Consider the following 14,168-nt stretch of genomic DNA (forward strand, 5'->3'; position numbering starts at 1 on the left):
TCGGCTTTAGCCAAAATTTAAGTTAATATAAGCCAATTTGAAATAAGCTGCGAGTATTAGCAATGTTACACTTAGCCTTGTCGATGTGTTTTTTAAGATTGATTAAAATCAAACCAAACCAAAATATCAAAACCGTGAAAATTAATAAATCATTTTATATAGTTTCTATTTTGGGATTTATCGGGCTGAATCACCTTTCAGCCCAGATAAATCACTCTGAAAAGGCGATAACTCAATTTATCAATCCAATCATTTGGGCAGACGCTCCGGATTTATCGATCACAAGAAACGGCGATGATTTTTATCTGATAAGCACCACTATGCACCTGATGCCGGGCGCTCCGGTGATGCATTCCAAAGATTTGGTCCATTGGGAAATGTCAAGTTATGTATTTAATACACTAAATGATAATTCAAAATACGATTTGATTGACGGAAGCGTTTACGGGCGCGGACAATGGGCGTCGTCCATCCGTTTTCACAAAGGAAAATATTACGTTCTGTTCTCCCCGAATGATGAGCCTTTCAAATCCTATTTCTATGTTTCCGATAACCCTGAAAAAGGCAATTGGAAGCTCATCACGAGAACCAGACATTTTCACGATGCATCTTTGCTTTTCGATGATGATGATAGAGTTTACGTTTTTACTTCCAACAAAGTTTTTGAGCTGAGTCCGGATTTTAAAACCATTATCGGAAATCAGGACGGAACGGAAGTTTTCCAGAAAGATGCTTCGGAAACCGGACTTTTGGAAGGTAATCAAATCATTAAAAAAGACGGAAAATATTATATGATGATGATTTCCTGGCCGAGAGGCGGAAAACGTCGTCAGGAAGTGTACAGAGCTGATAAAGTCACCGGACCTTATGAGAAAAAAGTTATTCTTGAAGACAATTTTCTTGGATTTTCCTACGCCGGACAAGGTGCTTTGATTGACGATAAAAATGGAAATTGGTATTCACTGATTTTCCAGGACAGAAATGGAGTAGGAAGGGTTCCTATTTTGCTTCCTGTGAAATGGGAAAATGACTGGCCAATTTTAGGTGATAATGGAAAAGTTCCTTTGAAAGGTGAAGTTCCATTAGCTCCATTTAAACCCAAAAATCATTTGGTAGAAAGTGACGAATTTTCTAACAAAAAGATGAAAATCCAGTGGCAGTGGAATCATAATCCTGTCAATTCAGCTTGGTCTTTATCCGACAGAAAAGGCTTTTTAAGATTAAAAACCAATAAAGTCGTCGATAATCTGTACCTCGCTCCGAATACGTTGACCCAAAGAATGGAAGGTCCGAAATCCAGTGGTATTGTTGCTCTGGATGTGAAAGGTATGAAAGATGGTGATGTTGCAGGTTTCAGTGCTTTCAACGGCGATTCAGGAATTTTATCTGTAATAATGGAAGATGGTAAAAAGTTTATTGTTTTTTCAACCAATGAAGTCAGTTTAGATAGTAAAAATAAGGCGGTTACAGGTGTTAAAAAAGATGAAAAAAAGAGAATTCCTCTGAATTCTGACAAAGTCTATTTTAAAATTGATGCCGATTTTAATCTCGGAAAAGATTTGGCCGATTTTTATTACAGCACCGACCAGAAAAACTGGACCGAAATGGCAAAAGATTACAAAATGATTTTCGATTATCGGAGATTTTTTATGGGTTCAAAGTTTGCGATTTTCAATTATGCAACCAAAAATCTGGGAGGTTTTGTAGATGTTGATTTTTTCAGAGTGAATATAAGTTCGGAATAATTAGAGTTGAATAATTTGGGCAGCTTTATCCGCCTTCCGCTCTCAATCTTTTTTGCAGATGATTTCAGATTAAATAGAACTAGAGTACAAGCAAAAAAGGATTTCCGCTCAAGTCGGGCTGCAAAAGATTCGCTATTTGAAAGAAAATTGATGTTCTGTAGGAGCAGCAATCTGTTAATAGAAAAAAATAGTCATCACAACAAAGCCTCGTAGAGGCGACCTGTTAATTGCGACAATGATAATTAACATTAAAAATGTAAAAAGATAAAACCCTTGTCAGTCTTTTTTTTATCTAAATTAATAAGTGTAAAAAATACAAATAAAAATCATGAACAAATCCATCATATTAGCAGTAAGTTTCGTATTATCCGGAATGTTTGTTTCGGCACAAACTCTTGATAAACAGGCTCTAAAGGGTTTTGATATTGAAAACTCAACCATTTCCCACGGAAAAATCGATACGATTCAATACACATCAAAAACCGTTGGAACTACACGGAAAGCTCTGATTTACACACCGCCGGGATTCAAAAAAGGGGAAAAATATCCTGTTCTCTATCTTCTTCACGGCATTGGCGGAGATGAAAAAGAATGGTTCAATCAGGGAAAACCGAATGTTATTCTGGACAATCTTTACGCACAGGGAAAGCTGCAACCGATGATTGTCGTTTTGCCGAACGGCCGTGCGATGAAAGATGACAGAGCAACAGGAAATATTATGGCTCCGGATAAAGTCGAAGCCTTCGCAACTTTTGAAAAAGATTTGCTGAATGACCTGATTCCGTTTGTAGAAAAAAAATATCCTGTCAAAAAAGACCGTGAAAACCGAGCTTTAGCCGGTTTGTCGATGGGAGGCGGACAAACACAGAATTTCGCTTTCGGCAACATCGATAAATTTGCGTGGCTGGGCGCATTTTCTTCAGCACCCAATACAAAAGAACCGAATCAGCTTTTGCCGAATCCACAGGAAGCATTGAAAATGAAACTTATATTTATTTCCTGTGGTGATGCGGACGGATTGATGCCTTTCAGCAAAAGAACCAGCGATTATCTGAAGAAAAATAAAATCCCGCATATCTTCTACATTGAGCCAGGCGGTCACGATTTCAAAGTCTGGAAAAATGATTTATATATCTTTTCACAGCTCTTATTTAAGTCTGTTGATAAAACTAAATTTGATGGATTTACCGTCTTAGGAACGCCTGCAGCAACCAATATCAGGAATGCGCAGTATCCTCAAATCCTTCCCGATGGAAGAGTGATGTTCAAGGTAAAAGCGCCGGAAGCGCAAAAAGTTCAAATCGATTTAGGAAAAAAATATGACCTCAAAAAAGACGCAGATGGCTTCTGGACAGGAACGACGGATGTACAAAGGGGAAGCTTTCATTATTATTCTTTGCTGATTGATGGTGTTGCAGTTGCAGACCCGTCCAGCGAAACATTCTACGGAATGGGAAGATACGCCAGTGGAATTGATATTCCTTTTGATGGCGATGATTTTTATGCTTTAAAAGACGTTCTGCACGGCGATATCCGCATCAAAAATTTCTATTCCAAAGTGACCAATTCTTGGAGACGGGTTTTCATCTACACGCCACCGGGTTACGACCAAAATTCTTCTGAATCTTATCCGGCATTGTATATTTTACACGGCGGAGGAGAAGATGAAAGCGGTTGGGCGAATCAAGGTAAAACCAATTTGATTTTGGATAATCTGATTGCGGAAGGTAAAGCTAAAAAGATGGTCATCATTATGCCGGATGCCAATATCGGTCAGGGCGGACTCCGAAATTTTGGCGAGCGCAATCTCCAGATGTTTGAAAGAGAACTGAAAGAATCCATCATCCCATTTGCCGAATCCAATTACAGAATTAAAAAAGGTAAAGAAAATCGTGCTTTAGCCGGACTTTCTATGGGCGGGATCTATACATTGTATGCAGGAATTCAGAATTCGGATATGTTCTCAAGCTTGGGCGTTTTCAGTTCAGGATATATGTTGCCGATGCTTCAGGACGTTGCCGACAAACAGTACAAATTTTTAAATGAAAATAAATCTGCCTTTTCATCCAATGTCAAAAATTTCTGGATTTCAATGGGTGGAAAAGACGATATCGCTTACGAAAACGGTCAGAAAATGCTGAAAGAACTAGATAAAATCGGAATTAAATATTCGTACAGAGATTATCCGGGAGGTCACAGCTGGCCGGTTTGGAGAGACAGTTTACATCAGTTTGCGCAGGAGCTTTTTAAGTAGATATAAACCTGTTTTATTCAAGTCTATGAAATAATAAACATTTAAAAAACGGTTTTGAAAAAATCTAAATAAGCTACGATGAAGCATAAGAAAACAAATACATTATCAATAGTATTCCTTTTTTTGGGGCTATTAAAACTGTTGGGGCAAGAAACCTCAGGAATCACGGAAAATATCATTTCAGATGATAAAGGATTCCCTATTGTTTCAAAAGAAGGAAAGGTTGCTGATTTATTTTATGACCAATCAGAAAATGTTGCCGTCATTCGTGCTGCAAAAGATTTACAGAACAATATTCAGAAAGTAACAGGAAAACTACCGAATCTATTCACCACAGAAACTTCCGGCGAATTTGAAATCATCATCGGAACAGTTGGAACCAGCAAGCAGATTGATCAATTGATTTCCTCAAAAAAAATCAATGCCAAAGATTTGAAAGGAAAGTGGGAAAGTTTTGTCATTACAACCGTAGATAATTCAAAATCAAATTCAAAAAAACAGCTCATCATCGCAGGAAGTGACAGACGGGGAACGATTTACGGAATTTACGAAATCTCAAAACAGCTTGGTGTTTCACCGTGGTATTGGTGGAATGATGTTCCCGTTCAGAAACGTTCTTCAGCGTACGTCATTCCGGGATATTTTGCTTCGGGCGAGCCAAAGGTAAAATACCGTGGAATTTTCATCAATGATGAGGAACCCGCTTTTGGAACTTGGGCAAGAACGAAATTCGGTGGCATCAACAGTAAAATGTATGCGAATATGTTTGAACTTCTGCTGCGTCTCAGAGCCAATTATCTTTGGCCGGCAATGTGGGGAAAAGCCTTTAACGAAGACGACCCGCTTAATCCAAAAATTGCCGATGAATATGGAATCGTAATGGGAACTTCACACCACGAACCAATGATGCGAGCCCAGAAAGAATGGGGAAATCACCGTAAGGAATATGGAAATGGAGAATGGAATTATCACACCAATAAAGAAGCACTCCTGAAATTTTGGGAAGACGGATTTCGTCGTAATAAGAATTATGATAATCTCGTAACAATGGGAATGCGTGGTGACGGCGACGAACCGATGAGCGATTTGGGAAGTGCCGAAGCTAATTTCAAACAGTTGGAGCAGATAATGGCTGACCAAAGAAAAGTTATTGAAAAAGTAACAGGAAAACCTGCAAAAAAGACACCTCAGCTTTGGGCTTTGTACAGTGAAGTTTTGGAATATTACGACCAGGGAATGAAAGTTCCGGACGATGTCATTATTTTGCTTTGCGATGATAATTGGGGAAATGTACGACGACTTCCTGAACTGAATTCCAAAAAACATCCGGGCGGTTACGGAATGTACTACCACGTCGATTTACACGGTGCGCCGAGAGCCTATCAATGGCTGAATATGACGCAGATTCCGCATATGTGGGAACAGTTGCAGTTAACGTACAGTTACGACGTTGATAAAATCTGGATTTTGAATGTAGGAGACTTAAAACCGAACGAATATCCAATGGATTTCTTCCTGAATATGGCGTGGAATCCCACTTCTTTCACACAGGATAATCTCGTAAATTATTCGGTAAAATTTGCAGAAGAGCATTTTGGGAAGACCAATGCGAAGGAAATTGCAGAAATCATTAATCTTTACTGTAAATACAATTCAAGAGTTTCGGCAGAAATGCTGAATGATAAAACCTACAATCTTCAAAGCGGTGAATTTTTGCAGGTGAGAGATGCATATTTAGCTTTGGAAACAAGGGCTTTGAGACAATTTTTAAATTTGGATGAAGCTTATAAAGATGCTTATAAACAACTCGTTTTGCATCCCGTTCGTGCGATGGCGAATCTTTACGATATGTATTATGCCGTTGCAATGAATCACAAACTGGCAGCAGAAAAAGATTTGAAAGCCAATGATTGGGCAGATTATGCCGATAAATGTTTTGCGAGAGATGCAGAATATACGAAAGATTACAACCTCAATATTTCAGGAGGGAAATGGAACCATATGATGGATCAGACCCATATAGGCTATAAATCCTGGGATGAACCGAAAGAGGGAAACATCAAGCCAACCGTTTACAGAATTACAAAAGAAGAAGCAAAGACAGGCGGTTATATTTTTGAAGAAAAGAACGGTGTCGTTGCCATCGAAGCCGAACATTTTTTTGAGACTAAAGCTTCCGCAAATACAAAATGGACGGTCATTCCTGATTTGGGAAGAACACTTTCCGGGATTGCATTGATGCCTTACACCGAAAAAACGGCTGGTTCAGCGATAAGCTATCAATTTGATCTTAAAAATAAACCTTCCGAGGTAAAAATTCATTTCATTTTTGATTCCACGCTTCCGTTCAAAAAAGGCGGACACAGCATCAAAGCTTATCTTTATAAAAATAACTCAAAAACCATAGGTCTCAATCAGGATTTGACCTGGGCGAATAATTATTCCAAAATGTATCCTGCAGCGGCAGCAAGAATTGTGGAAAAAGTTGAAACATTTGTTGTTCCAGAAAATCACAGCGGCAATTTTACTTTGACGGTAGAACCTCTTGACCCGGGAATTGTACTGCACAAAATTATCATATACAACGGCGGTTATGAAGAAACGTATTTGAAAATGGATGAAAGTCCTTATAAAAGATAAATATTTCGAAATATGAAAAATTTTAAAGATATTCTGTTATTATTTTTATTCATTTTTACTTCAAATCTGAATTTTGCTCAGAGGGAAACATCAAAAACTTCAGCCAAAAGAGAATTCCGATACACCAATCCGATTACCAAAGATTCTGCCATTTCTATGCGTGACCATTTCATCATTAAAGTCGATGATTTGTGGTATTGTGTGGGAACTTCCAATCCTGTTTGGGAAGGCAAAAATCCGGGAGTCCGAATGTTGGTTTCAAAGGATTTGATGAATTGGAAACAGCATTCCTTTATCATTGACGCTAAAAAGCTTCCAAAAGATTGCCCTTATGATGGTCGTTTTTGGGCTCCCGAAATTCATTTCATCAAAGGGAAATATTATCTGATTGTAAACAGTGGAAAGGTAACCAAAGAAGACCCGAAGGGAATGGCGACACACAGCGTTTGGTTATTTTCAGCCGATAAAGTGACAGGTCCATATAAACTGCTGAATGGTCCGCTCACCCCGCAATATAATAACGATGCCACTTTGTTTGAGGATGAGGACGGACAGGTTTATCTCTATTGCAGCGGAAATGGATTATTTCAGGCTAAAATTGATTTAAAAACAGGAAAGTTAACTACGCCTATTCAAAAATTTCTGGATAAAAAACAACCAGGCTGGCCGGAATGGATGGTTGGCGGAATCGAAGGACCTTTCGTGACTAAAAAGGAAGGAACCTATTTTATGTTTTTTTCTACTTGGACAAGAGGCTATGAAGTGGGTTTGCTGAAATCAAAGTCACCTTTAGGACCTTGGGAACTTGCTTCGCCGGAACCGATTTTCGGAACCCGTAAAAAAGGCTATAGGCAACAAATGGCAAAAGATGGAGGCTACGAAAATTTGCAATTTACCGATACGGAAGACCCATGTCAGGAAACAGGACACAATGCATTATTCATCGGTCCGGATGGAAATCTCTGGAATTCCTGCCATTATTTTATGTATGAAAAACGACCGTATCCTTACAGTCAGACCTTCGAACCTTGGGAACTGGGTCCGCAAATGGGAATCGAGCCGGTGCATTACAAAGACGGAATGTTCTACATTGACGGACCTACTTGGACGGAACAAATTATTAAATATTAATTCGAAAAAATAATTAATATGATAAAGAAATATATCTTGAATTTTGGGTTGGTATTCTTAGGAATATCAATGAATGCTCAAAATCCTATTATTCAAACCAAGTACACCGCCGACCCTGCGCCAATGGTTCATAATGACACGGTTTTTCTGTACACCAGCCACGATGAGGACGATGCTTTCGGATTCAAAATGAAAGACTGGTTACTGTACACTTCCACAGATATGGTCAATTGGACAGACCACGGTGTAGTGGCTTCTCTCAAGGATTTTAAATGGGTAAATACCGACAACGGTGCCTGGGCGCCACAGGTTGTTGAAAGAAAAGGAAAATTCTATATGTATTGTCCAATGCCCAACAATATGGGTATTGGAGTCTTGGTGGCGGACAGTCCATATGGTCCTTTCACCGATCCTATCGGCAAGCCTTTGATCAAAAATTCTCTGGATGACATCGATCCCACCGTTTTAATTGACGACGACGGGCAGGCTTACATCTACTGGGGAAATCCGAATCTTTGGTATGCTAAACTCAACGAAGATATGATATCTCTTGCCGAACCAATTACCAAAGACCCTTCGTTTGCGAAGATCAAAGACCAGACAGATCCTTTCAAATATCAGGAGGGACCTTGGGCGTGGAAAAGAAACGGAATTTACTATATGGCTTACGCTTCTAAATGTTGTCCGGAAGGGATTGGCTATGCAATGGCAAAATCACCTACCGGTCCTTGGAATTATGGAGGTGTAATAATGGATGGCGATCAGAGATCCAGCGGAAATCATCCCGGTATCATAGATTTCAAAGGCAAATCTTATGTTTTTGGATTCAATCATATGCTTAGAATGCAGACGATGAGCAAACATTACGAACGCCGGTCTGTTAGTGTCACAGAAATTACCTACAATGCAGATGGAACCATTCAGAAGCTTCCTTTCTGGACTACGGATGGTGCAAAAAGAGTGGGTACTCTGGACCCTTATAAAAAAGTGGAAGCAGAAACGATGGCTTACAGCGAAGGTCTGAAAACAGAAATGGTCACAGAATGGGAACGCAATCAACCCTATAACAGAGGTAAAAAAATCACAGACCGTGTCATCGTTACCTCAATTAACAATGGTGATTATATTAAAATCCAGGGGGTAGATTTTTCCAAAGGCGTAAAATCTTCGGATGTAAATGTCGCTTCTCTCTATGGAGGAAAAATAGAAGTGCGTTCAGATGCTCTTAATGGGCCATTGCTGGGAGTTGTTAACGTTACAGGAAAAGGTGAGGGAGACCTATATAAAATAATTAATACACCTGTGAAAAGTATAAAAGGAATCCACGATTTATATTTTGTTTTTAAAGGTGAAAAAGACCTTTTCTATTTCGATTGGTGGAAATTTAATTAAATCCAAATTTTTAAATAATGTTGAAGACGAAAATACTTTTAATTGCTGTAACATTTTTGCTGTCGGGAAATATTTCCAAGGCGCAGTCAACCGTTTGGTTAGACCAGTTGGATTTAAGCGTGGCAACACAGGGACACGGAAAACCCGGCATCAATACTTCGGTGGACGGAAAACCTATAACCATTGCTGGCGAAGTTTTCAAAAGAGGTTTCGGAACGCACGCCGAAAGTTCTTTGTTGATTAAATTAAACGGTAAAGCAAAAAGATTTTCAGCTTTGGTGGGACTGGATGATGAAATCAAAGGTCAAAATCCCGCTGCCGAATTTGAAATTTATGGCGACAACAAAAAACTGTGGTCAAGCGGAATAATGAAATTAGGCGATAAAGCAAAGCCTGTTTCCGTTTCGCTGGAAGGTGTAAAACAATTAGAATTAGTCGTAACAGACGGCGGAAACGGACCGTATTATGACCACGCCGATTGGGCAGATGCTAAATTTGAAACAGCAGAAGGTGCAAAACTGATAACATTTAATCCTATTTCATCAGTTCCTTATATTTTGACACCAAAACCTGCGGCAACGCCAAAAATTAATTCAGCAGGCGTTTATGGCGTTCGTCCCGGCTCACCTTTTTTGTTCAGGGTTGCAGCAACGGGTGACAGACCGATGATTTTTGCAGCGAAAAATCTTCCGAAAGGTTTAACAATAGATCCACAGACCGGAATCATCACCGGAAAAATAGATACGAAAGGAACCTATGAAGTCCTTTTATCAGCTAAAAATGCTAAAGGCTCGGTTTCTAAAAAATTAAGAATCGAAAGCGGTGACAAAATAGCTTTGACACCCACAATGGGATGGAACAGCTGGAACTGTTTCGGGCACGAAGTTTCTGCCGACAAAGTAAAACGCGCTGCGGATGCTTTGGTTAAAACAGGATTGGTAAACCACGGCTGGAACTACATCAACATCGATGATTCGTGGCAATTTAACAGAGACGGAAAAGACCCGTCTTTCAAAGGTAAAATGCGTGATGAAAACGGTTATATTCTGACCAATTCAAAATTTCCGGATATGAAGGAATTAACCGATTACTTTCATTCAAAAGGTCTTAAAGCAGGAATTTATTCCTCTCCCGGACCTTGGACTTGCGGTGGTTGTGCAGGAAGCTACGGCTACGAAAAGCAAGATGCAGAAAGCTACGCTAAATGGGGAATCGATTATCTGAAATACGATTGGTGCAGTTACGGCGGCGTGATTGATGGTTTGCCCGATAATGACCCAAACAAAGTTTCTTCACTCAATTTTCAGGGTGGAGGAGATTTGGATAAAGGGGTGAAACCATTCAAATTAATGGGTGATTTATTAAAAAACCAGCCTCGTGATATTGTGTACAATCTTTGTCAATACGGGATGGGCGATGTCTGGAAATGGGGAAATGATGCCGATGCACAATCCTGGCGAACAACCAATGACATCACCGATACCTGGGCAAGTGTTAAAAATATTGCTTTGGCTCAGGATAAAGCCGCTCCTTATGCAAAACCCAGTAACTGGAATGACCCGGATATGTTGGTAGTAGGCGTTGTAGGTTGGGGAAATCCACATCAGAGCCGATTGAAACCGGACGAACAATATTTACACATCAGCCTTTGGAGTATATTTTCCGCACCATTACTGATTGGTTGCGACCTAGAGAAACTGGATGATTTTACTTTAAATCTTTTAACGAATGATGAAGTTATTGCTGTAAATCAGGATGCTCTGGGAAAACAGGGCGTTTGTCTGCAGACCATTGGTGAATTGAAAATTTATGTAAAAGACCTTGAAGATGGCGGAAAAGCAGTGGCTTTTGCAAATTTCGGAAGGGAAAAAGTGGATATGTCTTACAAAGATTTCAGGCAGCTCGGGATTTCCGATAGTCAAACCGTAAGAGATATCTGGAGAAAGAAAGATATTGCAAAAATCAATACATTAAATCAGGCATTATCACTGGATATTCCGGCGCACGGTGTGGCTTATTACAAATTTATTTCATCAAAATAATTAATTATGATTCAATTTAAATCAAAATATATCGCATTATCATTCCTGTTGGCGAGTACTTTTATTTCAGCCCAGAATCCGATTATCCAGACTCATTTTACACCGGATCCTGCACCGATGGTGTACAAAAATAAGATGTATGTCTACACCGGAGACGATATTCCCGGCTATGATTTTTATTATATGACGAAATGGAGAGTGTATTCTTCTGACGATATGGCGAACTGGACCGACCACGGTTCTCCGCTTTCACTGGAATCTTTCAGCTGGGCTCGTGACAGAGCCTGGGCGGCGCAATGCATTGAACGTAACGGTAAATTTTATTGGTATATCTGCGTTCAGACCGTTGATAACAATATGGCGATTGGCGTTGCGGTATCCGACAGTCCGACAGGTTCTTTTAAAGATGCACTCGGAAAACCGCTGGTGACAACGGGAACCTGGGATAATATTGACCCGACGGTTTTTATTGATGATGACGGACAAGCCTATTTATATTGGGGGAATAGCAAATTATTTTATGTGAAACTCAACAAAGATATGGTTTCCTATGAAGGAAAAATCACCGAAATTCCGCAATCAGTGGAAGCTTTTGGCGGATTGAGACGTCCCGGAAGAAGTGATGAGGTTTTGCAGAAACAGGAACAGTTTAAAGATGTTTTTGTGGAAGGACCTTGGTTCTACAAACGCAACAAGCAATATTATATGATGTACGCCGGAATGACCGACCGAACCGAATGTCTGTCTTATTCCATAAGCGATTCACCGACCGGACCGTGGAAATATCAGGGAAAAATAATGACAGGACAGCCGACCAACAGTTTCACCAACCACGGCGGGATTATCGATTTTAAAGGTAAATCCTACCTTTTCTATCACACAGGGTTATTGCCCGGCGCAGGAAGTTACGGAAGGTCAACGTCTATTGAAGAATTCAAATACAATCAGGATGGCAGCATTCCGAAAATTGCAATGACCAAAGAAGGCGTAAATCCCGTTGCAACATTCAATCCCTACAAAAGAAACGAAGCGGAAACAATAGCTTGGTCAGAAAAATGCAGCACTTCCGAAAACAAAAAGACGGGAGTTTATGTTTCTGATACGAGAGTGGGAGGTTATATCAAAGTTCGTTCGGTGGATTTTGAAAAAGGCGCCTCTGAATTTTCAGCTTCAATTGCTGCAGGTGTTGACGGAGGAATTTTAGAAGTCAGATTAGATAAATTGGACGGAAATAAAATTGCCGAAATTGAAGTTCCGAGAACCGGTGGTTGGGAAGAATTTAAAACCCTGACATCCAAAATTTCAGAATCGGTTTCCGGTATTCACGATGTTTATTTTGTCTTTAAAGGGAAAAACATTACAGCCGGAAGAGTGCTTTTCAATTTCGACCACTGGAGTTTTAAAAAGAAATAAGATAAAAATTCCCCTCCTTTGGAGGGTGGCGAAAAATCGTAGATTTTTTGACGGGGTGGTTTATTAGAATTACGTGATAAAAATAATACAGCTTCTACAAGCGTTAGCGGCTTTGTGAATCTAAAGAAAATATTTATAAAAAAACTTTGAGCACTTAGTGTTCAAAATCAAAAAATTAAATATGAAAAAAACGATACTCAATCTCTGTTTAATAGCATATTCGGGAATATTATTTTCTCAGAATCCCATTATTCAGACCAATTATACGGCAGACCCTGCGCCAATGGTGTATAACGATAGGCTTTACGTCTACACCACGCACGATGAGGACGATTCCACCTGGTTTGTGATGAACGATTGGAAAGTCTATTCCACCAACGATATGGTGAACTGGACCGACCACGGAAGTATTCTGAGCTATAAAGATTTCGACTGGGCAAAACGAGATGCCTGGGCAGCGCAATGCGTGGAAAGAAACGGCAAATTTTTTATGTATGTTCCGATGTGGTCCAAAACCAACAACAAAGGAGCGATTGGTGTTGCGGTGGGTGACAGTCCGTTTGGACCATTCCACGACCCGCTTGGAAAACCATTGGTTCAAAGTGAATGGGGCGATATTGACCCGACGGTTTTTATTGATGACGACGGTCAAGCCTATATGTATTGGGGAAATCCGAAACTTAAAATGGTTAAGCTCAATCAGGATATGATTTCCTATTCCGGCGATATTGTGGAAGTGCCAATGACCGCAGAATCTTTCGGGAAAAGGGATGGAAAAGAAAACCCTGAAAGACCGACAAAATACGAGGAAGGACCTTGGTTATATAAAAGAAAAAATCTGTATTATCTGTTCTGGCCGGGCGGTCCGCTTCCTGAATTCATCGGCTATTCTACCAGCAAAAGTGCACAGGGACCTTGGAAATACGGAGGAACCGTAATGCCAACTGAAGGAAAATCTTTCACCAATCATCCCGGAATTGTCGATTTCAGAGGAAAATCCTATTTCTTTTATCACAACGGTGCTTTGCCGGGAGGAAGCGGTTTCACAAGGTCTGTGAGTGTGGAAGAACTTAATTTTAATAAAGACGGTTCTATTTCACCCATCAAAATGACCAATGGAATTACCAAAGCCATTGCCACCGTTAATCCTTATGCTTTTAATCAGGCGGAAATGATTGCGTGGTCGGAAAATGTAAAATCTTATCAGAACAAAGAAGCGGGCGTCTTCATCAAAGCTAAAAAAAGCGGCGCTTTTACCAGCGTGAAAAATGTTGATTTTGGCAAAAAAGGAGCATCAGCATTTTCGGCCAGAGTTGGAACGACACACAACAGCGATGTGACAATGGACGTTCATCTTGACAGTATCAGCGGACCTATTATCGCCACGGTAAAAGTCCCGTTGACCGGCGGAGACGACCGTTGGGAAACGGTGAAAGCCGAGGTTAAGGAAAAAATTACTGGCGTTCACGATGTATATTTTGTATGTAATGGAAAAGCAGCAAAAGATATTATGTTTTTCGATTATTGGACTTTTCTTGAAACTTATTAATT

8 protein-coding genes are annotated in these 14,168 nt (G+C 39.9%); all 8 read left to right on the forward strand.

Annotated elements, in window-relative coordinates; all coding sequences use genetic code 11:
• Positions 1-134 precede the first annotated feature (134 nt).
• Positions 135-1,745, forward strand: coding sequence for a glycoside hydrolase 43 family protein (locus tag ABEG63_RS12605; protein WP_346585218.1), 1,611 nt, complete (start codon positions 135-137; stop codon positions 1,743-1,745).
• A 328-nt stretch (positions 1,746-2,073) separates the two neighbouring features.
• Entirely contained in the window at positions 2,074-3,999 is a 1,926-nt protein-coding gene (locus ABEG63_RS12610) for an alpha/beta hydrolase-fold protein (protein ID WP_346585219.1), read from the forward strand.
• Positions 4,000-4,077: 78 nt separating this feature from the next.
• Entirely contained in the window at positions 4,078-6,639 is a 2,562-nt protein-coding gene (locus ABEG63_RS12615) for a glycosyl hydrolase 115 family protein (RefSeq protein WP_346585220.1), read from the forward strand.
• A 12-nt stretch (positions 6,640-6,651) separates the two neighbouring features.
• A complete protein-coding gene (locus ABEG63_RS12620; protein ID WP_346585221.1) occupies positions 6,652-7,770 on the forward strand; it encodes a family 43 glycosylhydrolase in 1,119 nt (372 codons plus the stop codon).
• Between the two features lie 18 nt (positions 7,771-7,788).
• Entirely contained in the window at positions 7,789-9,162 is a 1,374-nt protein-coding gene (locus ABEG63_RS12625) for a glycoside hydrolase family 43 protein (RefSeq protein ID WP_346585223.1), read from the forward strand.
• Positions 9,163-9,179: 17 nt separating this feature from the next.
• Entirely contained in the window at positions 9,180-11,204 is a 2,025-nt protein-coding gene (locus ABEG63_RS12630) for an NPCBM/NEW2 domain-containing protein (RefSeq protein ID WP_346585225.1), read from the forward strand.
• A gap of 6 nt (positions 11,205-11,210) precedes the next feature.
• Complete coding sequence (locus ABEG63_RS12635) at positions 11,211-12,617, forward strand: glycoside hydrolase family 43 protein (protein WP_346585227.1); 1,407 nt, start codon at positions 11,211-11,213, stop codon at positions 12,615-12,617.
• A gap of 181 nt (positions 12,618-12,798) precedes the next feature.
• Positions 12,799-14,166, forward strand: coding sequence for a glycoside hydrolase family 43 protein (locus tag ABEG63_RS12640; RefSeq protein ID WP_346585229.1), 1,368 nt, complete (start codon positions 12,799-12,801; stop codon positions 14,164-14,166).
• Positions 14,167-14,168: the final 2 nt, after the last annotated feature.

The organism is Chryseobacterium sp. C39-AII1 (genome assembly GCF_039672645.1).
In the GTDB taxonomy this organism is placed as follows: domain Bacteria; phylum Bacteroidota; class Bacteroidia; order Flavobacteriales; family Weeksellaceae; genus Chryseobacterium.